Source organism: Pseudomonas sp. SWRI81, from assembly GCF_014268545.1.
GTDB lineage: Bacteria > Pseudomonadota > Gammaproteobacteria > Pseudomonadales > Pseudomonadaceae > Aquipseudomonas > Aquipseudomonas hamedanensis.
Map to the genome: position 1 here is coordinate 41,513 of NZ_JABWQS010000014.1, position 24,132 is coordinate 65,644.

Annotated in this window: 20 protein-coding genes; 11 read left to right on the forward strand and 9 right to left on the reverse strand. The window is 61.5% G+C overall.

The window, feature by feature from the left end:
* Positions 1–3: 3 nt before the first annotated feature.
* Both HU765_RS11530 and prmA read right to left on the reverse strand, forming a co-directional pair.
* A complete protein-coding gene (locus tag HU765_RS11530; RefSeq protein WP_186620522.1) occupies positions 4–1,239 on the reverse strand; it encodes a DUF3426 domain-containing protein in 1,236 nt (411 codons plus the stop codon).
* A 30-nt stretch (positions 1,240–1,269) separates the two neighbouring features.
* Positions 1,270–2,148: a 50S ribosomal protein L11 methyltransferase gene (gene prmA / locus HU765_RS11535; RefSeq protein WP_186620524.1), complete on the reverse strand. Its 879-nt coding sequence runs from the start codon at positions 2,146–2,148 to the stop codon at positions 1,270–1,272.
* 195 nt (positions 2,149–2,343) lie between these two features.
* On the opposite strand from prmA, the gene HU765_RS11540 reads away from it, so the two are divergent.
* Positions 2,344–6,315, forward strand: coding sequence for a type III effector 1 (locus HU765_RS11540; protein WP_186620526.1), 3,972 nt, complete (start codon positions 2,344–2,346; stop codon positions 6,313–6,315).
* Between the two features lie 82 nt (positions 6,316–6,397).
* Here HU765_RS11540 and accC read toward each other — a convergent pair whose 3' ends face one another.
* The 5 genes from accC to gcbA all read right to left on the reverse strand — a co-directional run bounded on the left by accC (position 6,398) and on the right by gcbA (position 12,656).
* A complete protein-coding gene (gene accC, locus HU765_RS11545; protein ID WP_186547487.1) occupies positions 6,398–7,753 on the reverse strand; it encodes an acetyl-CoA carboxylase biotin carboxylase subunit in 1,356 nt (451 codons plus the stop codon).
* A gap of 17 nt (positions 7,754–7,770) precedes the next feature.
* On the reverse strand, positions 7,771–8,232 hold the full coding sequence (gene accB / locus HU765_RS11550; protein WP_007914603.1) for an acetyl-CoA carboxylase biotin carboxyl carrier protein: 462 nt from the start codon (positions 8,230–8,232) through the stop codon (positions 7,771–7,773).
* Positions 8,233–8,280: 48 nt separating this feature from the next.
* Positions 8,281–8,733 carry a type II 3-dehydroquinate dehydratase gene (gene aroQ, locus HU765_RS11555; protein WP_186547485.1) on the reverse strand — a complete coding sequence of 151 codons (453 nt, stop codon included), beginning with the start codon at positions 8,731–8,733 and terminating at the stop codon, positions 8,281–8,283.
* A gap of 253 nt (positions 8,734–8,986) precedes the next feature.
* On the reverse strand, positions 8,987–10,933 hold the full coding sequence (locus tag HU765_RS11560) for a methyl-accepting chemotaxis protein (RefSeq protein ID WP_186620527.1): 1,947 nt from the start codon (positions 10,931–10,933) through the stop codon (positions 8,987–8,989).
* 52 nt (positions 10,934–10,985) lie between these two features.
* Entirely contained in the window at positions 10,986–12,656 is a 1,671-nt protein-coding gene (gcbA, locus tag HU765_RS11565) for a diguanylate cyclase GcbA (RefSeq protein WP_186620529.1), read from the reverse strand.
* Positions 12,657–13,071: 415 nt separating this feature from the next.
* On the opposite strand from gcbA, the gene HU765_RS11570 reads away from it, so the two are divergent.
* The 6 genes from HU765_RS11570 to HU765_RS11595 all read left to right on the forward strand — a co-directional run bounded on the left by HU765_RS11570 (position 13,072) and on the right by HU765_RS11595 (position 19,785).
* A complete protein-coding gene (locus HU765_RS11570) occupies positions 13,072–14,139 on the forward strand; it encodes a DUF2333 family protein (RefSeq protein ID WP_186547478.1) in 1,068 nt (355 codons plus the stop codon).
* Positions 14,140–14,142: 3 nt separating this feature from the next.
* Positions 14,143–14,700 (forward strand): NUDIX domain-containing protein, encoded by a 558-nt coding sequence (locus HU765_RS11575; RefSeq protein ID WP_186620531.1) that lies wholly within the window; start codon positions 14,143–14,145, stop codon positions 14,698–14,700.
* 217 nt (positions 14,701–14,917) lie between these two features.
* Positions 14,918–15,289, forward strand: coding sequence for a translation initiation factor Sui1 (locus HU765_RS11580; RefSeq protein ID WP_007914613.1), 372 nt, complete (start codon positions 14,918–14,920; stop codon positions 15,287–15,289).
* Between the two features lie 220 nt (positions 15,290–15,509).
* On the forward strand, positions 15,510–17,423 hold the full coding sequence (gene speA, locus HU765_RS11585) for an arginine decarboxylase (RefSeq protein WP_186547474.1): 1,914 nt from the start codon (positions 15,510–15,512) through the stop codon (positions 17,421–17,423).
* A gap of 233 nt (positions 17,424–17,656) precedes the next feature.
* The gene (locus HU765_RS11590; RefSeq protein WP_186620533.1) at positions 17,657–18,997 is read left to right on the forward strand and encodes a contractile injection system protein, VgrG/Pvc8 family; all 1,341 of its coding nucleotides are present in this window, start codon (positions 17,657–17,659) and stop codon (positions 18,995–18,997) included.
* A complete protein-coding gene (locus HU765_RS11595; RefSeq protein WP_186547470.1) occupies positions 18,994–19,785 on the forward strand; it encodes a DUF4123 domain-containing protein in 792 nt (263 codons plus the stop codon). The genes HU765_RS11590 and HU765_RS11595 overlap by 4 nt, the downstream gene beginning before the upstream one ends.
* Before the next feature lie 24 nt (positions 19,786–19,809).
* On the opposite strand, the gene HU765_RS11600 is transcribed toward HU765_RS11595, so the two are convergent.
* Both HU765_RS11600 and HU765_RS11605 read right to left on the reverse strand, forming a co-directional pair.
* Entirely contained in the window at positions 19,810–21,159 is a 1,350-nt protein-coding gene (locus HU765_RS11600) for an MATE family efflux transporter (protein ID WP_186620535.1), read from the reverse strand.
* Positions 21,160–21,308: 149 nt separating this feature from the next.
* Positions 21,309–21,602: a hypothetical protein gene (locus HU765_RS11605; RefSeq protein WP_186620537.1), complete on the reverse strand. Its 294-nt coding sequence runs from the start codon at positions 21,600–21,602 to the stop codon at positions 21,309–21,311.
* A gap of 239 nt (positions 21,603–21,841) precedes the next feature.
* On the opposite strand from HU765_RS11605, the gene HU765_RS11610 reads away from it, so the two are divergent.
* The 4 genes from HU765_RS11610 to HU765_RS11625 are packed head-to-tail and all read left to right on the forward strand — an operon-like array spanning position 21,842 to position 24,126.
* Complete coding sequence (locus tag HU765_RS11610) at positions 21,842–22,144, forward strand: MazG-like family protein (protein ID WP_053116915.1); 303 nt, start codon at positions 21,842–21,844, stop codon at positions 22,142–22,144.
* Positions 22,144–22,893, forward strand: coding sequence for a methyltransferase domain-containing protein (locus HU765_RS11615; protein ID WP_186620538.1), 750 nt, complete (start codon positions 22,144–22,146; stop codon positions 22,891–22,893). Before HU765_RS11610 ends, HU765_RS11615 begins: the two co-directional genes overlap by 1 nt.
* A gap of 12 nt (positions 22,894–22,905) precedes the next feature.
* Positions 22,906–23,517 (forward strand): DUF4136 domain-containing protein, encoded by a 612-nt coding sequence (locus HU765_RS11620; protein ID WP_186620540.1) that lies wholly within the window; start codon positions 22,906–22,908, stop codon positions 23,515–23,517.
* 51 nt (positions 23,518–23,568) lie between these two features.
* Entirely contained in the window at positions 23,569–24,126 is a 558-nt protein-coding gene (locus tag HU765_RS11625) for a DUF4136 domain-containing protein (RefSeq protein ID WP_186620542.1), read from the forward strand.
* Positions 24,127–24,132: the final 6 nt, after the last annotated feature.

The following is a 24,132-nucleotide window of genomic DNA, read 5'->3' on the forward strand; positions in this document are numbered from 1 at the left end:
CGTTCACTCGGGCGAGTGGAAGCTCAGGCTGTAATTCACCGCTTTCGGGCCTGGATCGAGAATATCCAGCGCGATGTGGATCGGTGTTTGCGGCGGCATTTCCGCCAGGCCTTCCAGATCGCCGCTGAGGTATTCGCCGGGCTTGAAGCGGCGACTGGCGATCAGGTGACCGTTGAGATCGGCAAAGCGTAGCTCAAGCAGTGGAAACGGTTGGGAGAATGTGGCGCGGTTGTAGATGATCGCGTCGACCACCAGCGCCCCGCTGAACTCTGGATGGCTGCGCACCACCAGGTTACTGCTTTTGATTTTGGCGATGTCGACCTTCGATGGCACGGTGCAGCCGATCTGCGGGCAGACCTGCTGGAACCACGGGCGGTATTGATCCTGGCGCGCCAGTTCGTCGAAGTGATAGGCGATGTACTGGCCGGCCAGCGCGCCGGCTGCCAGCACGACCAGCACCAGCCAGAGCAGGCGCCGACCCCACGGCGAACGGCGTTTCTGCCAGTCCAGTTGCAGCGGGTCGTCGGTCAGGTCTTGCAGCACTTCGGCGCGGACGCCGGGCTCGGCGCGTCCGCGTTTCTTGCGCTGCGGTTCGATCGCGGGCAAGTCGTCGTCTTCGTCGGCTGACAGGCGCTCGCGACGGGCGTTCGGATCGATCGGATCGTGCAGGCGCAGTTGCGGGATCGCCGGCTCGTCATCCAGGTCCACCGGCTCCAGCGACAGCGAGGGTTCCGTGCGCGCGGATTTGACCGGCTCGATCTCCGCCGACGGCGGGGCGTTGTCGAGGTCTTGCGGACGTTCGTTGGCAGGTTCGCTGAACAGGCTGTCCGGCCAGACGGCTTCGTCCGGTTCCGGACTGTCGCGGCGGGCGCTCAAGGCGTCTTCGCGCGGGCGGCCGAATTCGCTGATCGGCTGGATCTCGCGTTGTTCGAGGCGGGCGAGTTCCTCGTCCAGATCGAGGCTGTCCAGGTCCAGCTCCGAGGCACTCCATTGCTTTTGGCTGATCGCCCGCGGTGCGCTTGTGTCGACGGCCGGTGGTTGCGCTGCCGGAGCGGGTTGGGCTACCGACGGTGCCACCGGATCCTTGCCGGCGTGTTGCTCGAGCAACTGCCTGGCGGCGTTGAACACTTGCAGGCAAGAGCCGCAGCGAACCACCCCGCGGGCCACGCTCAACTGAGCATGGTTGACGCGGAAGCTGGTCTGGCAATGCGGGCACTGGGTGACGAAACTGTCGGTCATGCGGCGATCCGGTTCAGGCAAGCGGTCATTTTAGCGCCGACGCCCGGTGATGCGCACCCAGCCATCGCGATTGGCAATCGGGTCGAGGTCGAAGTCCTGCGCATAAGCCGCCGCGACCTCTTCGCCCTGCTCGGCGAGGATGCCGGACAGTGCCAGGCGCCCGCCGGACTTGACCAGGCTGGACAATTGCGGCGCCAGGGCCACCAGCGGGCCGGCGAGAATATTGGCGACCAGCACGTCAGCCTGAACCTGCGGCAGATCCTCTGGCAGGTACAACGGGAACAACTCGTCGGCGATGTTGTTGCGCCCGGCGTTATCGCGCGAAGCTTCCAGCGCCTGCACGTCGATGTCGGTGCCAACGGCTTCTTTAGCGCCGAGCAGCAGCGCGGCAATCGCCAGAATTCCCGAGCCGCAGCCGAAATCCAGCACGTTGCAGCCTTTCAGGTCCTGACCGTCAAGCCATTCCAGGCACAGTGCCGTCGTCGGATGGGTGCCGGTGCCGAACGCCAGGCCCGGGTCCAGCAGCAGATTGACCGCGTCGGGTTCCGGCGCGGCGTGCCAGCTCGGCACGATCCACAGGCGCTGGCCGAAACGCATCGGCTCGAAGCCGTCCATCCAGCTGCGCTCCCAGTCCTGGTCTTCGATGACTTCGCTGTGGTGCTCGGGCAGCGGGCCGCCGGTCAGCAGCTCGAGGTGGGCCAGGACCGGCGCAGCTTCGGTGCCGCCTTCGAACAGGGCCAGCAGATGAGTGTGCGACCACAGCGGGGTGGTGTTGAGTTCCGGCTCGAAGATCGGCTGGTCTTCGGCGTCCATGAACGTCACCGAGACGGCACCGACTTCAAGGAACGCGTCTTCGTAGGTTTCGGCTTGTTCCGGAGTGATGGCGAGACGGACTTGCAGCCAAGGCATGGCGGGCACCTTTGAAAAAATCTGTGGGGCAGCCCGAAGCTGCAAAAGCGCGCAGTTTACGCCAGGTCGCCGGCAAAGTGGACACGGCCGTCTGCTGTTACAGATTCCCTGGTTCGATATACATATGTATGGCCGCAGGCGGCTGGGCGGCCAATAGAGTGAGGGCTCACTTCAAGGCATAAAGGACTGGGCGATATGACGGATCAACAAGGGATTGCAGGCGACACGTTGCCGACAACGACTGAGCCGGCGGGGACAGCGCAGGAAGTGCTGCTGCGGGTGACACGCTGGCAGGTGATGACGGACAAGCGCCTCGGTAGCCAAATGACCTTGCTGGAAGCGATTGAACACTTCGCATTGATCGAATTGCGCATTCATTACCCTGATGGGGTTATCGATCCGGGTTTCGTCATTTCCCTTGTCGATGCCGTGCTGCAAAAGCTCATAGACGGCAAACCGCTGATCTTCGTCGCCGTCAGGGACGCACCTTATCGCTGGCCCGGAGGGGCGGACCCGGGGTTACCTGCCGATCGCCGAGAGACGGTCATCCGCACCGTTGATACGGTCGCTGCGTATTGTCTTGAGCAGTACAAGCAGTATCTCCATGATCACTGGCAGACCAAGGAGCTGGAGCCACGGTTCGACCGTATGATCGAGCGCAAGCTGCAGCGATATATCGATGACATCGAAAAACTCTTCCATCCCGAGCAGCTTGCCGGACTGACGGCAGCTCGACTGCGCGACAGAATTGAAAAAATCCAGGCGCGTGGCGCGCGCCGGTATCGATTGACCTCACTGGCATCGCCCCGGGAGCGCAAAATTATCGAGGCGCTGGCCTTCGAGCAATTGCCGCACTGGTTGCGAGTGTTGAAGGAACCCGATCGACGTTTGCTTCATGACCATCAAGAACAGACCATGCAAGCCCAGGCCGTGCTCGACAACCTGCTTGAGGGCTACGGTTCGTTGCAGGCCTACGCTCGACAGCGAGCCATCGACTTCATCCAGTTGCAGTTGGACATGCAGGTCGAACCGGACACGACCCTGGTGCGGTTGGCGTGGCGTTCGGCGGTTGGTGAGCGGACGCAGAACCGAAGCCTGACCGAGCTGCTCGCCGGCGGGCCGATTGGTCGGGATTTCGCCTCGGTGGCGGGGTTGGCCAGTGACACGCCTCTGCGTAATCAGCCACTGGAATCGCCCTTCATTGCCGACATGCTGGCGACGCAGGATCTTCCCACGGACTACCACCACGAGCTCGTTCGGCAATACAAGCGCGAAGACGTAAAAGAGGCATTGAGCGCCTGGTTTTCGCAGCGACTCAAGCAAAGTGCTTTTGTTGCCCGGTGTGCCGGGCATTTATCGGTCGCCGACCATGAGCGTCTCGAACAGGTATGGGATGGCGAGGCGTCGGTAACCCGTTTGCGCGTCTGCGGTTTGACGCTGCCCAACGGCATGAAGTGTGCCGATCTGCTGCTGTTCTATCGCGAAGAAGCTGCCGGCGGTGTTAGCGATCTGCTGTTGTATGCGCCCAACAAGCCAGACGGCCAGGAGTGGGTCCGGCTGCCTTCACTTGTGGAGTTGAGCGGTGAATTGTGGGGATGGACCCAGACCGAGTCCGGTCGTGAATATCTGTTGCGGCAGCTCTCGCCGGCAACCGGGGATAAAGCGCGGGCGTATCTGTTCAGTGTGTCGAACGACCCTCGCTTGTGGGGCATGAGCCGCGACATCAGGCGCGGCACAAAGACGTTCGTCGATTGCGTTGGTGACGCCGCGCAAATGGGCCTTGCAAACAATCTCGAGCAGGTTGAGCAGGACCACTCGCCAGGCTGGTACGCGGCGCTTGGGCTTGAGGCACGACGACGCATCAGCAGCCTTAATCAGGAGTTAGAGGTTCATCAGCAGGTTCTCAGTGAGCTGCTGACCGGCTACGAGGTCTTTGTCGATTTTGCCAAACGCACCATCGCCGAAGCGATTACACCGTATCTGCGCAGCCGCAATGTGCTGGAGCCGGTTGATCCTGCCACGGTCCTGATTGATCACAGTGAGCCCGGCAATGATTACAAGTCGAAAGTCTCCAGTCTGCTCGATCTGGCCATTTACGGATACGATGAAAACAGGGGGATCAACCATCCGGATCGCGGCGTACGCTCGTCTGTCGGCCAGGACCTGAGTCAGCTGCGCAGTGCTGAGCTGGCGCTGTATCTGCGCAGGGCGTATCTGGGAGACGCCTACGCCAAGGAGATCCGCGGCAAATATCTCGAGTCGGGCGATCCGGCCTATGACAGTCGCCGATATGCCTATCGCAATGTGTTGCTGTCGAAAATGGACCGTGATCTGCGGGTCGCCAGAAGTAAAAATCAAATACTTGAGACGGCTTACATTGCGCTGGTCCGGCAAGTCTCCCGGTTGAGCAATGGGGAGTTGCCGAGCGGGCGGGGCTCGGGAGCCAGTATCGTGGCCCATGACGGCGTGTTCCGGTTCGCGATTCGTGGGCATATCGTGTTGGGGGTTTATGTTTTTGTCTGGTTTGACCCTGATGCGGCTAGCTGGCTTTACATGCCGGACGCTCCCGATGGCGTGACGTTTCGCCGATATGAGAGTTTCTGCGGGGAAACGGCAGGCGCGCTGAATGACTACGTAATGTCGCGAGTGGCCGCGGGCGCGCGGCAAGCCGTTTCGCGCTATTTGCGGGCACTGACGGCGAAGAACATGCACGTCGATACGCTATACGAGTGGCAGCGTGTGGGTGATTGCCGGGGAGAGTTCAATGCCTGCATTGAACGGGCGGTCACTGACGTAGCAGACATCACCACCAGTCGCGCCGAGGTGATCGAAAAGCAGGTAGTCAAGGGGTTGGTGTTCGCAGCAGCGCCTTTTTGCATCGTTTTCCCGCCCTTTGCTTTGCTGCTGGATGCCGCGTTTATTGCCGCCAGCGTCACTCAAGCCCTTGGCGCTCATCAGGAGGGCGATACAGACGCAGCACTGTTGCACTGGCTGGAAGCATCCTGGGGAGCTCTGTTCGCCATGGTCGGCGCGGGCAGTGCGATCAAACTCCTCGGGCAAGCACTCAGAAGCCTGAAGCAGACGGTAAGGCCCATATCATTACTGGCCGAGCGCCTGAAGAGCGGGGCACCGGCAAGAACGAAAGAAACCTTGCCGATGGTGCGAGAGGTGCGCTTCAAGCCTAAACAGGCGGTTGCGAAGGCTCCCGAACGGCTGCAGCGGGTGACCGACGATAGTGTCTTTTTTGGTACCTGGCGCAGTGCACCCAGCACGACGCAAGCTCAACCGGCGTACTACATTCGTCACAAGGGTAAATATTACCAGGTCAAGAAAAACCCTCATTTCGACGGTCTGAGTCTGATTGATGCCCAGCGCCCGAACGCCATTTACAATCGGCCCATACGCCTGACGCCGCGTGGCAAGTGGACACATGAGCGGGTTGGGCTCAGAGGCGGGAATGATACCGTTCGCAACCTGGGCAGCATCACGGATCTGCGCGAGGCTTTTCCCGGGCGTGTCAGTCCGGATCCGGTCAGGGGCGCGTTGCAGGGCGAAGCTGTGGTGGCGAAGCTGGTCGACGGAGCTGCGGACAATTATCTGTTTTCAGTCAATGCCCAGACGTGTGTGGTTGCATCGTTGTACAACCCGGCGACGAAGATCGGCGCGGTCATTCATATCGATCACAATATTCGTTCGTTGATCAAGGCACGGGTCGACGATGTGGTGAAGCGCATAGGCGGAGAAGCGAAGGATGTTCGTGCGACCCTCGTGGGCGGGGACTGGCTGTTCGGTGGTGATATCGGCGGGGTGATCAGAAGCGAATTGCGACGCAACGGCGTGCGGCCTACGTGGGATTACTGGTCGTATTCTCTCTGCGTGGGGAATACTTTCGGCGTGTCGCTGAATCTGCGCAATGGGGTCACAACAGTGTTCAAGCATTCCATGGATTCAGTTCGCGGGTTATACAATCCATTATCGAGGGCTGCCCACACGTTACCAGCGCACATGCCCGCGGACAACTTGTCACAGCGCGTATTGAGGGTTGAAGCGCGCGTTGCCAGCACGCCGCTGTATGAGAACCGTCCCGGCGTCGTGGTTGATAAGAATGGCAAGGCGGTAACCTCCGAAATGATTCACGACCAGGCTTTCGCGCTGGTACTGCTGTAGTAACGCGCTGTTTGCAGGCGGAGCTCCCATAAAAAAACCCGATCCAGCCGGATCGGGTTTTTTAGTTACTTCGCGTGCAGCCTTACGACTGTTTGGCCAGCTTGTGCTCGAGGTAGTGAATGTTCACGCCCCCTTTGCAGAAGCCTTCGTCGCGAACCAGATCGCGGTGCAGCGGGATGTTGGTCTTGATCCCGTCGACCACGATTTCGTCCAGGGCGTTGCGCATGCGGGCCAGGGCTTCGTCGCGGGTCGCGCCGTAAGTGATCAGCTTGCCGATCAGCGAGTCGTAGTTCGGGGGTACGGCATAACCGCTGTACAGGTGCGAATCGACGCGAACGCCGTTGCCGCCTGGGGCGTGGAAATGCTTGACCGTGCCCGGGCTTGGCATGAAGGTCTTCGGGTCTTCGGCGTTGATCCGGCACTCCAGCGAGTGACCGCGGATCACCACGTCATCCTGAGTGAACGACAGCTTGTTGCCAGCGGCGATGCTGAGCATCTCCTTGACGATGTCGATACCGGTGACCATCTCCGAAACCGGGTGCTCCACCTGAACACGGGTGTTCATTTCGATGAAGTAGAAACGACCGTTCTCGTAGAGGAACTCGAACGTACCGGCGCCGCGGTAGCCGATGTCGATGCACGCCTTGACGCAGCGAGCCAGGACTTCCTGACGCGCCTTCTCGTCGATGCCCGGTGCCGGCGCTTCTTCGAGAACCTTCTGGTGGCGGCGCTGCAACGAGCAGTCGCGGTCGCCCAGATGGATGGCGTGGCCCTGGCCGTCGGACAGCACTTGCACTTCGACGTGGCGCGGGTTGGTGAGGAATTTTTCCAGATAGACCATCGGGTTGCCGAACGCTGCACCCGCTTCGGAGCGGGTCAGTTTCGCCGAGGCGATCAGGTCTTCTTCCTTGTGCACCACACGCATACCGCGACCACCGCCGCCGCCGGCGGCTTTGATGATCACCGGGTAACCGACTTCACGGCCGATGCGCAGCGCCGTTTCTTCGTCTTCCGGCAATGGGCCGTCGGAGCCTGGAACAGTCGGTACGCCCGCTTCGATCATCGCGTGCTTGGCCGAAACCTTGTCGCCCATCAGGCGAATGGTGTCGGCTTTCGGGCCGATGAAGGCGAAGCCGGAATTCTCGACCTGTTCGGCAAAATCGGCGTTTTCCGCGAGGAAACCGTAGCCTGGGTGAATGGCGGTGGCGCCGGTCACTTCAGCAGCAGCGATGATGGCCGGGATGTGCAGGTAGGACTGAGCGGCGGACGCCGGGCCGATGCAGACGGATTCGTCTGCCAGACCCAGGTGCATCAGCTCTTTGTCGGCCTTGGAGTAAACGGCGACGGTCTTGATGCCCATCTCTTTGCAGGCACGCAGAATCCGCAGGGCGATCTCACCGCGGTTCGCGATCAGAACTTTTTCCAACTTCGCAGTCATCAAAGGCTCTCCGCAGTTCAAACGATGGTGAACAGCGGTTGGTCGTACTCAACCGGCTGGCCGTCTTCGACGAGGATGGACTCGATCACACCGCTGGTTTCAGCTTCGATGTGGTTCATCATCTTCATGGCTTCGACGATGCAAAGGGTGTCGCCTTTCTTCACGGTCTGGCCGACTTCAACGAAGGACGGCGAGGTCGGCGAAGATTTGCGATAGAACGTACCGACCATCGGCGAACGGGCAACGGTGCCGTTCAACGCTGGGGCGGCAGCGGCAGCCGGGGCGGCGGCAGCGACTGGAGCGGCTGCAACCGGTGCAGCGGCCGGAGCCTGCATCGGTGCTGGCGCGTAGTACTGCTGAGCCGGGGTCTTGCTGTGACGGCTGATGCGTACGGACTCTTCGCCTTCCTTGATCTCGAGCTCGTCGATGCCGGACTCTTCCAGCAATTCGATCAGTTTCTTAACTTTACGGATATCCATGAATCATCAACTCCCAAGGGTCGGTCAGGGGCGTTTAACGCTTGTCGTTCAAGCTGTTGCCTGGTTTTCAAGCTGCTCTAGTGCGGCCTCCAGGGCCAGTCGGTAACCGCTGGCGCCAAGGCCGCAGATCACTCCTACCGCTACATCGGAGAAGTAGGAGTGATGGCGGAAAGGTTCGCGCTTGTGCACGTTGGACAAATGCACTTCGATGAATGGGATGCTCACTCCCAGCAGCGCGTCACGTAATGCGACACTTGTGTGCGTAAAAGCCGCCGGATTGATCAGAATGAAATCCACGCCTTCGCCGCGCGCGGCGTGAATGCGGTCGATCAATTCGTATTCGGCATTGCTTTGCAGATGCAGCAGATGGTGGCCGGCTTCGCGGGCGCGGCGTTCCAGATCCTGATTGATCTGCGCCAGGGTCGTCGACCCATAGGTGCCCGGTTCGCGGGTGCCGAGCAGGTTCAGGTTGGGGCCGTGCAGCACCAGTAGTGTTGCCATCTGCATTGTCCTTGTTATCAATGAGCAGTCGTCAGAACCCGGCGACTATGCCGCAAAGCCTTTATGACTGTCCAGTTCCATGCAAAAGGCCGCACGATGGGCGATGTTTGCGCGAGATATGTGACCGTGATTTCAGATCCGGTCATTCTGCGGGATCGGCGGTGTCTGGGTTGATGCCATCGCGAGCAGGCTCACTCCTACATTTGTAATGCGTATCCCCTGTAGGAGTGAGCCTGCTCGCGAAAGCGGTGTATCAGACGCGGAAGGCCTGAACGGCTGTATGCAATCGTCCACCCAACACCAGCAAATTCTCGCCCTGTTCACGTCCCTGACCGATCCGCAGCAAGTTGTCCCCACCCAACTGATGAATGCGCTCACTGTGATCGCGAATCTCGCTGACCGCGCCACTCTGCTGCGCGGTGACCTCGGCGATGCGCACGGCGGTGTCGGCAATGGTTTGAATCGCCCCGACGATTTTGTCCAGCGCGCCGTCCGCCGCTTGCGCCTGATTGGCTGTGGCTTCGGCGTGTTCGACTTGCGCACGCATGCCTTCGACCGATTGGCGGGCGGCGGTTTGCAGCCCGGCAATCAGCGTCTGGATTTCGGCAGTCGCGCCAGCGGTGCGTTGTGCCAGCGAGCGCACCTCTTCGGCGACGACGGCGAAACCCCGGCCCATTTCGCCGGCGCGCGCCGCTTCGATCGCCGCGTTCAAGGCCAGCAGATTGGTCTGATCGGCAATCGAGCGAATCACCGTCAATACGCCACCGATGGTTGCTGACTCTTGTGCCAAGTGTTCGATCATCTGCGCGTTGCCCTGAACTTCGCCGACCAGCGCATGCAAACCGGTGAGACTCAAGCCAATCACGCGCTGGCCGTGTTCAACCGCTTGCCCGGCGTGACGGCTGGCGTCGGCGGCCTGCTGCGCATCGCCGGCAACCTGCTGGATGGTCGCCTCCAGTTCGCCGAGCGAGTCGCGAATAAGCGCGGTATCGCCGGCCTGGTGCTCAGCGCCGCTGTGCAGGTCGTGGCTCAATTCGGCGAGAGTACGGCTGCTTCCCGCCACTTGTTCGGCATTGCCGCGAATGGTCCCGACCAGATCCACCAGATAGGCGCGCAGGCGATTGAGCGAGGCTTCGATGTCCTGCAATTCGCGATTGGTCTTGCCCAGTTGAATGTCGCGGCTGAAATCGCCATCGGCCCAGACCGACAGCGCCGGGGCGAGGTGGGTCAGGGTGCGGGCAAGGCGCCGCTGCAAAGTGTCGATCAGCAATGCGATCAGCAGAATCAGACCGATCATCACGCCTTGCATCAAGCGCACTTCGCTCTGGATCTGCCCGTGCTGCGCACGTACCACCGGTTCCAGGCCGGCGATGGCGTGCTGCACCGTGGCCAGTTTTTCGTGGGTGGCGGCACTGAGCTCGGCGCGCTTCTGGATCTGTTCGCGGGTGCGTGCCAGTTCTGCCGGATAACGGCTCAACAAGCTGTTCAACTCGCGCTTGAGAGCGACGCCGGCGTCTTCGGCAGCGGTTTTTTCGGTGTTCTCGATGCCCATCATTGCGGCGAAATCGTCGCTGCTCGATTGATTGTCGGCAACCACGCCGAGCAAGGGCAGGGCATCAATCGCCTGAGCCTGGGCGCGCATGTTGTTCACCTCGCGCTCGACATCGGCGGCCAGTTCACTGCGCCCGCTGCTGACCAGCTTGTCTCGCGCCAGCGACAGTTTGCCCAGATGCTGCGAAGCCGCAAGCAGCGGTGCCAGATAGGCTGTATTGCCGTTGGCGTACGCGCTGAGCTGGTCGAGGCTGGCGCTCAGTTCACGCTCGGCCTGTAGCAACAGCGCCTGCGGGTCGCCCGCCAGTTTGCCGGCGGCGAGCAAGTCGCTTTTGCTGAACGCTTGAAGGCTCGTCAGGCTCGGGCGCAGGGTGTCGGCGAGGGCTGGCGGCAGTTCGCCGAGTTCCTTCTGCACCGCTTCGATGGCCTGGGCGGCGCTGCTCAAGCGCAAGGCGTCGCCATTGGCGAGGTAATCCTCGACATTGCGTGCGACCTCATTCTGCAATTGCTGCGACAACCCCAGATAGCGCTCCATCAACAGATACGGACGCTCCAGCGCTTTTTGCGACCACCACAGCGTCGCGCCGAGTGCCAGGCACACGGCGACGAGCAGCAGGGTATTGAGATTGGTGAGCAACTTCAGGCGCATGACGGCTACCAACGGCAAGAAATGGTAAGCGCCTGAATTTATTGCGGTTCTATTACAAGGTTATGACCGAATCAGTGGATTCCGATGAAAAGGTGGCACTTTGCTTTGAGTGTCGCGCGGTCTGCACCCGATTGCGGCCGGCACCCTTGGCGCGGTACAGCGCCTCGTCGGCCTGGCTGGCCATCATCAGGCTGTCGCAGTCATCGCTCATTTCCACCACGCCGGCGCTGAACGTGCACCACAAATCCTGCGGCTGTGCCGGGTAGTGGATTTCGGCAAAGCGCTGGCGAATCTCGTCGAGCACCTTGTGCGCAGCTTCAATATCGGTATCGGGCATGACAATGGCGAACTCTTCGCCACCGTAACGACCGATGAAATCGGTCTTGCGCAGGCGCTGCTTGAGAAACAACGCCAGGCTCTTGATCACGCGATCACCCATCGGATGGCCGTGGCTGTCGTTGACCCGTTTGAAGTGATCGATGTCGAGCATGGCAAAGCTCAGCGGCTTGTTCTCGCGACGGGCGCGGAACGAGCAGTCTTCGAGCAATTGCAGAATGTGTGTGTGGTTGTAGAGGCCGGTGAGGCTGTCGCGAACCATCCGCGCCTTGAGGTTGCGCGCCCGCGCCGCGCGGTTGCGCACGGTGGTAATCAGGTGTCGCGGCTTGATCGGCTTGGTCAGGAAGTCATCGCCACCCTCGCTCATGGCGTCGAGCTGCTTGTCCAGGTCGTCCTCGGCCGACAGGTAAATGATCGGCACGCTGACGTAGCGGTCGTTATGGCGGATAACTTTGGCCAGCTCGGTGCCGGTGCAGGCCGGCATGTACATGTCGAGAATGATCAGATCGGGCTGGAAATCCGCCAGCTCGGCCATCGCCTGAATCGGTTCGATCAGGGTACGGGTGACGATTCCGGCGCTGTTGAGCAGGCGCTCGGTGTGCAGGGCCTGGGCGCGCGAGTCGTCGATGATCAGCACTTTATAAGGCTCGTACTGGGCGACGCAGGTCAGCACCTCGATCTTCTCCAGCAGACTCGATGCTTCGAGGGTGCCAGTAAGGAATTCCTGGCCCCCCGCGCGCACGGCGGCGAGACGGGTCGGCGTGTCGGTTTCGTGCAGGCTGAAGAACAACAGCGGCAAGGGTTCTTCCAGACCCACCTGGGCCTCGGCCGCGAGTTTCAGGCCGACCCCGGTGCCGCTGAAGTCGACGTCCATGACAATGGCGGCAGGTAAACGCTCGACCATGGATGAACGGAACGCCGCGACACTGTCCAGCGCTTGCGCGCTCAGGCCGAAAAATTCCAGTTGTTTGGCCAGCCGTTCGGCGCGGTCGTGATCCTGCAGCATCACGTAGATCGGTTTGCGCAGCGGCGGCAAAAACGTCTGGTCGAGTTGGTCGCCGTGGCGCAGACCGGTGCGTGACAGGCGCTGCATCAAACGATTGAGGTCGGTGATCAGGCCGCTGCTGAGGCGGCCGCGATTGGCGTCCACCGCTTGCAGCGACTGGCTGATGTGGTGCGCCAACTGGGTGTGTTCCGGCTGTTCGAAACGCTCGGCAAAACGCAGCAGGCGCAGATTCGCCTCGCTCAGTTCGGCGAGATCGACAGTGGACCACTCGCTGCGTTGCAGGCGCTGCCATATCTCAAGAATCTGACGTGCCTGATGAATTACCCGCTGGGCAAAGTGCTGCTTGAGACGCTCACGGCTGGGGTCTTCTGGCTCGGTCATATCCTGACTACTAGTTAGGCTGCATGCTGAGATCGACTGGTGGCTCTATGCTAGCACCTCTTTTCCCTTAGACGAGTGTCGTACGTCAATAATCTGCTGCGCGGTACGATTCAGTTTCTGACCGAGCGGTTTCATTTTCGACCTTTACGTCGCGCAAAGGCCCATGAACCGGAGGCTTGCGTCGGTGATGTGCAAACCTCGCAGCGGTGTCTCGAACACGTATTTCGGATGTGTCCGGCATCCCCTCCAGGCGGCGAGCGGCGGTCCGGATATAAGGGAAACCCCTAGTCCGGCGCGAAGCGTCATTCGTCCACACGATTTGCGGCTTATCTTTAGCGGCGGGTGCTAGGCCTTAGCACGATGTTGTATGGTTGTGGTCGAACCGTTGAACCCAAGTGATCGAAAGGATAACGCCATGCTGGACTGGAAAAACCGCGCGGGCAGCGCGCCTGAACGTGCCGCCGAGCCGAAGTCGGCCACCCGCAATTATGTGGGCGGGCTGCTGTTCAGCCGGGCGCTGGCCACGCTGGTAGGCATTTATCTGTTGGTGACCATTGCCCTGGGCTGGTACTGGAGTCAGGAGCCGGAACTGTTTCCCGTCGCGCAAAATGCCCAAGTGGCTGCCGAGAAGGAAGGCAAGCAGATGGTGGTCGGCTACACGACGGTCGAAACCCTGAAGACCGTCGCCGGCACTTTGCTGAACAAGCCGGGCGGCTATATTTCCAACGATCGTTTCCCGCCGGGCCTGTGGATGGACAACACGCCGAGCTGGGAATACGGCGTGCTGGTGCAGGTGCGTGACCTGACCCGCGCCCTGCGCAAGGATTTTGCCCGTTCGCAATCGCAGTCGGCCGAAGACGCCGATCTGGCCAAGGCTGAACCGCGCTTCAACTTCGACAACAAGAGCTGGGTGCTGCCGTCCAGCGAGTCGGAGTATCAGGAAGGCATCAACTCCCTGAGTCGCTACCAGGCGCGCCTGTCGGATCCGAGCCAGAAAAACGCGCTGTTCTACGCCCGCGCCGACAACTTGAACAACTGGCTGGGCGATGTCGGTACCCGTCTCGGCTCGCTGTCGCAGCGGCTGTCGGCCAGCGTCGGACGGGTCAAGCTCAACACTGCGCTGAAAACCGAAGTCCCGGCCGTCGGCGAAGTGCCGCAGGTTGACGAAGAAGTCGTCGAGACCCCATGGATGCAGATCGACAACGTGTTCTACGAAGCGCGCGGTCAGGCTTGGGCACTGTCGCATCTGCTGCGTGCCATCGAGGTTGACTTTGCCGATGTGCTGGCGAAGAAGAACGCGACCGTGAGCGTGCGTCAGATCATCCGCGAACTGGAGGCTTCGCAGGAGCCGGTCTGGAGCCCGATGATTCTCAATGGCAGCGGTTTCGGCGTTCTGGCCAACCACTCGCTGGTCATGGCCAACTATATTTCCCGGGCTAACGCTGCCGTGATCGATTTGCGCCAATTGCTCAATCAGGGCTGATACGTGGACCAACAAGCCAGAGAGGCCGAGCACCGCGCCGCTTCGGATGCCGAACAGATCGCCTGGGTCGACGAGCAGGACAACCTGCTCGGCGCCTTGGTGCGCTCCGATTTGCGCGAGCGCGGGCTGATCGGTCGCGGCACCTACATCATGTTGTTCAATTCCGCCGGTGAGCTGTGCGTCCACCGGCGCACCTTGAGCAAGGCGATTTATCCCGGCTACTGGGATGTCGCCGCGGGTGGCATGGTCCAGGCCGATGAAACTTACGCCGAGTCGGCGGCGCGGGAGCTGGAGGAAGAACTGGGCGTCAGCGGCGTCGAACTCACCGCTCACGACCATTTCTACTTCGAAGACACCGGCAATCGCCTATGGTGTTCGGCGTTTTCCGCCGTGTGGGACGGCCCGCTGAAACTGCAACCGGAGGAAGTCCTCGAAGCGCGATTCATTCCGGTTGAGCAGGTCATGCGGGAAATCACCGAAAAGCCTTATTGCCCGGACTCTCTGGCGGCGTTGCAGCGCTATCTCAAGGCGCAGCAAAGCGGCGTCGCAAAGAACACATGAATTGGCGCCGATTGGCACTTAGCAATCGCGATTTTTGCCGTTACACTGCGCGACCTTTTCAAGCTGCACCGAGTAGTTTGAGGTTGGCCTACAGATATTCAGTCCAGCGTTCAAAGCTTTCCGATGCAGTAGCGCTGCCCCTGCCTGAGTGGGGCTTCGCGGTCGCTGACCTTGCCCAAGGTTGCGATCAGTCTTTGTCCTCCCGAGAGGATTGCCGGTGGCCAAGAAAGCCGCATCCTTCGCCGCCCTGGGCGGCCTGGTATTTTCCACCGACGCAGGTCGTCATTGCCCGGAATGCAGCAAGCCGGTGGACGCCTGTATCTGTAAACAAACCGTGATCCCGGCCGGCGACGGCATTGCCCGCGTGCGACGCGAGAGCAAGGGCCGTGGCGGCAAGACGGTGACCACCATCACCGGCGTGCCCCTGGCCGAAGATGCGCTCAAAGAGTTGGCGACAACGTTGAAGAAACGTTGCGGCACCGGCGGGGCGCTGAAGGACGGCATCATCGAAATCCAGGGCGATCACGTCGAGCTACTCTTGGCAGAGCTGATCAAGCACGGTTTCAAAGCGAAGAAGTCCGGCGGCTAGCAGCCTCTGTGAAACCCTCCGGCGGCTTGATCCGGCTTCGAGTGTTCTCGATTCCGGCGTCGTCGCCATGGTTTTCACAGAGCCTGTTCATGAACGGTTTCTAAACTCCACGCAGTCAGTGCGGTCTACCGCCGCACTGACGAACCGTCATTTTCATTCTTTAGACTGCGCCGGCCTGCACCTCAGGCGACGCACTCTGACTTCTTTATAGGGGACTTCGATGTCCGTACGACGCACACGTAAAGACGATGGCAGCCAATGGACAGTTGCGGACAGCCGCAGCGTTTACGGGATCCGCCATTGGGGGGCCGGGTATTTCGCGATCAATGAAGCCGGTCGCGTCGAAGTACGTCCGAACGGCCCGAGCAGCTCACCCATCGACCTGTTCGAGCAAGTCGACCAACTGCGCAAGAGCGGTTTGTCCCTGCCACTGCTGGTGCGTTTCCCCGACATTTTGCAAGACCGTGTCCGTCAGTTGACCGGCGCTTTCGATTCCAACATCGAACGCCTGGAATACCAGAGCAAATACACCGCGCTGTACCCGATCAAGGTCAACCAGCAAGAAGCGGTGATCGAAAACATCATCGCCACCAAAGATGTTTCCATCGGTCTGGAAGCCGGCTCCAAGCCTGAGCTGCTGGCCGTGCTGGCACTGGCGCCGAAGGGCGGCACCATCGTTTGCAACGGCTACAAGGACCGCGAGTTCATCCGTCTGGCGCTGATGGGCCAGAAGCTTGGCCACAACGTCTTTATCGTGATCGAGAAAGAATCCGAAGTCGGCCTGGTAATCGAAGAAGCCGCCTCGCTGAAGGTCAAGCCGCAGGTCGGTCTGCGCGTGCGCCTGTCGTCGCTGGCCTCGTCGAAGTGGGCAGACACCGGTGGCGAGAAATCCAAATTCGGTCTGTCGGCGGCACAGCTGCTGTCGGTGGTCGAGCGCTTCCGTGGCGCCGGTCTCGATCAGGGCATTCGCCTGCTGCACTTCCACATGGGGTCGCAGATCGCCAACCTCGCTGACTACCAGCACGGTTTCAAGGAAGCGATTCGTTACTACGGCGAACTGCGCAATCTGGGCTTGCCGGTCGATCACATCGACGTCGGCGGCGGTCTGGGCGTGGACTACGACGGCACGCACTCGCGCAACGCCAGTTCGATCAACTACGACATGGACGATTACGCCGGCGTCGTGGTCGGCATGCTCAAGGAATTCTGCGACGCGCAGAGCCTGCCGCATCCGCACATCTTTTCCGAAAGCGGCCGCTCGCTGACCGCGCACCACGCCATGCTGGTGGTGCAGGTGACCGACGTCGAGAAGCATAACGACGAAATCCCGCTGATCGAAAACAAGGAAAGCCTGCCGGAAACCGTGCAGTGGCTGGTCGACCTGCTTGGCCCGACCGACATTGAAATGGTCACCGAAACCTATTGGCGCGCCACTCACTACATGAGCGACGTGGCTGCGCAGTACGCCGATGGCAAGCTGACGCTGGCGGAAAAAGCCCTGGCCGAACAATGCTACTTCGCCGTGTGCCGCCGCTTGCACAACTCGCTGAAAGCGCGTCAGCGTTCGCACCGCCAAGTGCTCGACGAACTCAACGACAAGCTGGCCGACAAGTACATCTGCAACTTCTCGGTATTCCAGAGCCTGCCGGACACCTGGGCGATCGATCAGGTGCTGCCGATCATTCCGCTGCACCGTCTCGACGAAGAGCCGCTGCGCCGCGCGGTGCTGCAAGACCTGACCTGCGACTCCGACGGCAAGATCAACCAGTACGTCGATGAGCAGAGCATCGAAACCAGCCTGCCGGTGCACGCGTTGAACGAAGGCGAAGATTACCTGCTGGGCGTGTTTCTGGTCGGCGCCTATCAGGAAATCCTCGGCGACATGCACAACCTGTTCGGTGACACCGACTCGGTGAACATCTACCAGAACGCCGATGGCAGCGTGTACCACGCCGGCATCGAGACCCACGACACCATCGAAGACATGCTGCGTTACGTGCATTTGTCGCCGGAAGAACTGATGACTCACTACCGCGACAAGTGCGCCAGTGCCCGCATCAGTGCCAGCGAGCGCACGCAATTCCTCGATGCCTTGCGTCTGGGCCTGACCCGTTCTTCCTACCTGTCTTCCTGAGGCCAGGTAGCGTCTCCACCGGGTTGTCTGAGATTTTTCCCGATGCTGTGGAAAATTCAGATGATCCGGTGGGACATTTCCCCGTTTTCAAGCGAATTGCTTGGCTACCACAGCCAGCAAAGTCATCTGGTCTGCTTTTCGCGTAGGTCATTTCCTAAGTTGTACTTGGGCACTCTACTCGGCCATGCCTCTCGGCGAGAATCCCCGGCCGCCCCTCCTGTAGAGATCCGCCCATGTTCGATCCACTCAACGAGTCGTTTCGTCTCGATGTAGCGGGCCTGTCCGACCCTTTCGAAGTCCTGGCCTTTACCGGTAGCGAAGCCCTCAACGAACCCTTTGCGTTCGAGGTCGATGTCTTGATCGACGACCCGCAACTGGATCTCGCCGGTCTGCTTCACCGTTCGGCGTTCCTGTGTTTCGGCGCGCCTGGCGAAGGTGTGCACGGTCAATTGCAAAGCCTCGTCCAGCATGAACACGGCCAGGGCCTGCGCTTGAGCCGCATTCGTCTCGGACCGAAACTCGATTGCCTCGGCCTGCGTATCAGTCAACGAATCTTCAGTGGCCGCTCGGTGCCGCAGATCATTGAGCAGGTACTCAGGGAACACGGCATCGTCGGCGCCCAGCGGCGCTTCGAATTGCACGGCGATTACCCGCCCCGGACATTCTGCACCCAGTACCGTGAATCGGATCTGCAACTGCTCCAGCGCTTGTGTGCGCAGGCGCGGATTCACTATTACTTCGAGCATCAGAACAACAGGCATTGCCTGGTGTTCGGCGACGACCCCGCGCGGTTGCCGCTGGCCGGTGCCGCGCAGTATCAGGACGAGCATGAGCGCCCGAGTGATTCTGCCGGCATCAGCCAATGGCAGTTGAGCGAGGATTCCCAAGCCGGACTGCACGGTGTGCGGGTCGAGGGTTGCAGTGATCTTGCGCAGTTGCGCAGCGGCCACTGGCTGAGTCTGAGCGGGCATCCGTTTGCGGCATGCAATCGCCAATGGTTGATGACCCGAATCGAACACCGTGGCGAGCAATCCCTCGCGTCGCCTTACAGCAACCGCCTGTTCGGGGCGTTGCAGGTGCCGACGTGCGCCATGGCCACCGCACCGTCGACGCTGCGCATGCACAGCCTGCAACGGGCCTGGGTGGTGTCAGTCGACGAGCCTCAGCCCGATCGTTGCCGGCCAGTGGCGGTGCAGTTCGACTGGCTGTATCAGGGCGAGGGTGCGGCGCCGAGTCATTGCTGGCTGCCGCTGGCCCCGGCCCTGGAGGAAGGGCCGTCGCTGGCGCTGGCCGACGGTGTTGAAGTGGTGGTCAGCTTTCTTGAGGGCGATCCCGATCAGCCGATGATCAGTGGCATCCTTCAGCCGGCGCTCGGCAGTCCGGGGATTACCGACGATCCGCCGTTGCCGCTGCCGGAGCGTCTGGTGGTGGATGGCCTGCATCCACTGCTGGCGTCTGGCGAGCCACTGTTGCTGCTGTGTCTGATCCCCGGGGGTGGCAGTTTTCGCCATTGCGCCGAGTCGGTGTGCAGTTGTCGGCTGCTCACCGCGCTTGACCAGAGCGGCGCAAGATGAGCGGCGCGACGCTGCAACCGCTGGCGCAATGGCTGCTGCTCGATGGCCCGGACGCCCCTCAGGCCTTGCGCACATTGCGCGCCGGGTTTACCGCTGTACCGCACTGGCGGCTGTTCGACGGCACCGAATTTCAACCGCTCAGCGAGCATGGCCCGGTATTGGTCGACCTGCGTGAAAGCCCGGCACTGACGGCGTTGTGTCTGCGCGACCCGAACACCTGGCGGGGCCTGTTGCTGATCAGTGAGGTGGCCGCTCAGCCATTGCTGCAGCATCTGCAGCGCATGCTCACGGTCTCGTTCGGCCTGAATCATAGGGCCTTGCTCAGCTATTACAATCGCCAGACCGCGAGCTATTTTTTCGACGCCTGCGATGCCGTGGAGCTGAGCCGCTGGCTCGGGCCGATCCGCCAGTTACGCTGGTTCGGCGGCACCTGGGCCGACCGTGCCATCGGCAGTCAGGGCTGGCAACAGCTGTGCAATCCGCGTTTGGCCGTCGAGCCGCTGGGGATCGAGCAAAGCCTTACCCGCCGTCAGCGTGAGCGTCTGCAAACCTGCTTGCTGGAACAGCACATCTGGCGCTGGTGCCAGGCGCTGGAGACCGATTACGCGGCGATCCGCGCCCATGCGCAGCAAGGCCTGGCGCTGGGCTTCAGCGATCGCGCCATACTCGACGGCTGGCTATGGCTGCGCCTGCTCCATCCGCGTGCCGTGCTGGTGCCACCGCCACCAGGGTTGACTCAGCAGGAGCGGCTGGACCATGTGCGGCGCCAGTGGGGGGCGATGGGCTGAGTCCGGCGCGGGTTCGCCCGTGCGTCAGTGAGCCTTGGCGCTGAACCAGCCGTCGCTGCGCTTGAGCCACCAGGCTTGTGCGCCGAGGGTCAGGCTGCGCAGGACCATGAACAGCAGAAACGAGATCCACAGACCGTGATTGCCCAGACCCTGTAGCGCCCAGGCGAAGGGCACAAGCAGGATCACCGTCAGCACCATGCCGTTGCGCATTTCCCGGGCGCGCGTGGCGCCGATGAACAGGCCGTCAAGCAGGTAGCTCCAGACCGCAATCAATGGCAGCACGGCCAGGTAGGGCAAGTAGATGAAGGCGGTGTCACGCACGCTCTGGATGTCGGTCTGCATTTCGATGAACAGGTGACCTGTGCAGAGAAACAGCAGGGCGAAACCGAGGCTGGCAATCAGCGACCAGCCGCCCGCGACCACCAGCGAACGGCGCAGGGCGAGGCGATTGCGGGCACCGATAGCATGCCCGCACAGCGCTTCAACGGCGTGGGCCAGGCCGTCGAGGGCGTGGGCCGTGAGCAGCAAACCATTAAGCAGCAACGCGTTGGCGGCCACCGTTGCGTCCCCCAGCCGTGCGCCTTGTACGGTGATCAGAAAGAACACCGATTGCAGGGCGAGGCTGCGGATGAAAATGTCCCGGTTCACCGCCAACAGCGGCCGCCAGCTCTGCCAACGCTTCAGCGCTGCCCAGACGATTTGTCCCGGATAGGCGCGCAAGGCTGTGCGGGTCAGCAGCAGGCCGAGCAGGGCACCGCTCCACTCGGCGATCACCGAGGCGCGAGCGGAGCCGACGACGCCCCAGTCCAGGCCGATGACAAACCACAGATTGAGGGCAATGTTGATCAGGTTGGTGGTCAGCAAAATCGCCAGCGGCGCCCGCGCATTCTGCGTGCCGAGAAACCAGCCGACCAGCGCATAAGTCGCCAGCGCCGCCGGCAGGCCGAACAGACGAGTATGAAAAAATTCCCGAGTGAGCTGATCCAGCGCCGCCGACGGTTGCATGAAATGCAGCGCGACGCCGCTAAGCGGCACGCCCAGACTGCCCAGCACGATGGCAAGTCCCACCGCCAGCAACAGGCCCTGCAACAGAATCTGCCGCAACGCCGCGCCATCGCTGCGTCCGGCGGCTTGTGCGGCAAACCCGGTGGTGCCCATGCGCAAAAACCCCATGGCCCAGGCCAGCAAGGTGTACAGGCTGGCGCCGACCGCCACCGCACCCAATTGATGGGCGTGGGGCAAGTGACCGATGACGGTGCTGTCGACCAGCGCCACCAGTGGCACGGAAATATTGGAAAGAATCATCGGCGCGGCCAGCGCCCAGACCTTGCGGTGAGTCGGGCGGTCGCGCCAGTCGGCAATCAGAGTGGACATGCAGGCTCCTTGGAGGAGCGGCGATTGTAACGATTCATGCCATTCAATGTGGGAGCGAGCCTGCTCGCGAAAGCGCTGTGTCAGTCAAATCAGCTCTGGATGATCCATCGCCTTCACGAGCAGGCTCGCTCCCACAAGGGGCGGTGGGGTTAATGGATGATCCAGCTCAACAACCACAACCCCAGCAGCAGCCAGATGATCCCGGCAATGATCGACGCATTCATGAACGCGCGAATCGCCGACCACAACAGCATCAGCCCGACGATCAGCGCAAGAATGCTGATGATCGACGTGTCCATCCCCAGTGTTTGCGCCAGGCCATCGACAAAGTTGCTGCCGGCATTGCTGAGCATATTGAACAAGCCGCTGAGACCGTCGACGATAAACCGGATCACCGAGCCGAGCGCCTGGCCGAGCCATTCGAAAAAGCTTTCTACACGCATGTGTGCATCCTGATGAAAGAGCTGAGCCTTGGGCCACACCGAGGGTGGCCGAGTTCCCTGCATGATAGAAGGTTTGCACGGGGTGTGTGGGAGCGAGCCTGCTCGCGAAAGCGCCGTATCAGTCCAATCAAGTCTGGATGAGCCGCCTTCGCGAGCAGGCTCGCTCCCACACTAGTTCACCGGCAACTCTTGCCTTCGGTGGGTATCCCCCCGAAGCTATACGCCTTCAGGAGAGCCCGATGAACCTTGTTGAACTGACCGAACGCCTGCACGCCATTCGCGACCGCAATGACTGGCGGCAATTTCACAGCCCGAAAAACCTCGCCATGGCCGCCAGCGTCGAAATGTCCGAGCTGGTGGAAATTTTCCAGTGGCTGAGCGAAGACCAGTCGCGCCAGTTGCCCGCTGACAAACTGGCTCACGCCGGGCAGGAAGTCGGCGATATCGTCCTGTATCTGTTGCTGCTGTGCAGCGAGTTGGGCCTGGACATGAACGAGGTGGTGCGCGCCAAGCTCGCCGACAGCGAACGGAGGTTCAGCTGATGGGCGACCGGCATTTCGATCAGTTGGCGACGCGGTTCGCCGAAAAAATCTACGGCGGTGCCAAAGGCGCGATCCGCCTCGCGGTGTTGCAGGCCGACCTCGCCGAAGCGCTGCCGGATCGCCCGTTGCGTGTGCTCGACATCGGCGGTGGCCTGGGCCACATGTCGCTGTGGCTGGCGGAACGCGGTCACGACATCACCTTCACCGAGCCGGCCGCGCCAATGCTCGAAGGCGCGCGCCAGCGGTTCGCCGAGGCCGGGCACAGCGCGACATTCATTCAGGCGCCATGGCAGGAGCTGCCAGGGCAACTCACTGAACGTTACGATCTGGTGATCTGTCACGCCGTGCTCGAGTGGCTGGCCGAACCCCATGCGATCCTGCCGGTGTTGCATCAACTGACCCGGCCCGACGGCTGGTTGTCGCTGGCGTTCTACAACCGCGACGCGCTGATTTACCGCAATCTGCTCAAGGGCCATTTCAAGAAAATGCGCAGCAACGTCATGGCCGGTGAAAAACAGAGCCTGACCCCGCAGCAGCCACTCGACCCGCGGGAGCTGGCAACGCAACTCGACGGTTTGTGGCAGGTCGAAAGCCAGAGCGGGGTGCGGGTTTTTCACGATTACATGCCGGTGGAATTCCAGGGCCGCGCGCCATTGGCGGATTTGCTCGAAATGGAACTCGCACACCGCCGTCACCCAAGCTTTGCCGGGCTTGGGCGCTACTTGCACTGGATCTGCCGGCCGATCTGACGGGAGCCTCACATGAACGCTCGATCCGGGTTATTGCTGATGTGTCTGGGGTTGGCCGCCTGCCAGGGCAGCAACCCCTACGTGGCGCAGTCGCGGCCCCTGCCGCCCGCGCCCGCGCAAGCGGCCAACACGTTTGACCGTAGCGCTTACCCGGCGCCACCTCGCGATTACGCACGCTATCGCAGTTGGACGTGGCTCAACGGGCAACTGCCGCCGGGCAGCGCATGGGCCGATTCGGCGCAGGTGGCCGAAGCCGTGAGCAATGCCCTCGACCAGCGCGGCTTGCGTCCGCTGCACGACCAGCGCCCGGCCGATCTTTGGGTCAGCGCAAACCTGCATCTGGAAACCCGTTTACGCCAGGTGCGCGACGATTATGGCTCCTACGGTGGCTACGGCGGCTATGATCGATATGGACGCGGTTATGGCATGTACAACACTGTGCCAGTCGTGCGCACCTACCAGGAGCAAGTCGTCGTGGTGCGGGTTGAGCTGTTTGACGCGGGCACCGGTCAACCGGTCTGGAGTGCCAGCGCCGAAACCGGCGCTCAAGGCAATCAGATCGAGCGCAGCGACTCGATCCGCGACGCTGTGGAAAAGGCCCTGTCGGCGTATCCTCCCGCTTAGTGGCTGCTTGAAAGCTCTCGCGGGTTCATGTCTTCAACCGGAGAAAAGCCCATGTTCCGTCGTCTCGCTTTATTGGTCATGGTCGCGCTGCTCACTGCGTGCGCGTCCAATCAGGTTAATCATGATTTCGACGCCAGCCGCGACTTTGCTGCGTATCGCAACTGGAGCTGGAAAGAACCTGCCCTGCAATATCGCCCCGATGACCCGCGCATCAAGAGCGACCTGACCGAGCAACGCATCCGCCAGGCAGTGGCCGACCAACTCGATCAGCGCGGTTTGCGCCCGGCCACTGCCGGCGCCAGGGCTGACTTGAATGTGCAGGCTTATCTGATCGTCGAGGATCGCCAGCAGCAAGTGACGACCAATTACGGCGGCGGTTGGGGCGGCCCGTGGAACGGTTACTGGGGCGCGCCGATGTACAACGAGACGCGCAACATCACTTACAAGGTCGCGACCGTGCAGATCGACCTGCTGGACGGCAAGGACGGCAAGCTGGTCTGGCGCGGCAGCGATGAGCAGATGCTCGCCAGCCGGCCGAACCCGGAAGACCGCAGCAGCGCCATCCGCGAAACGGTGGCGCGGATTCTGGCGAACTATCCACCGCGCTGAGCCCCC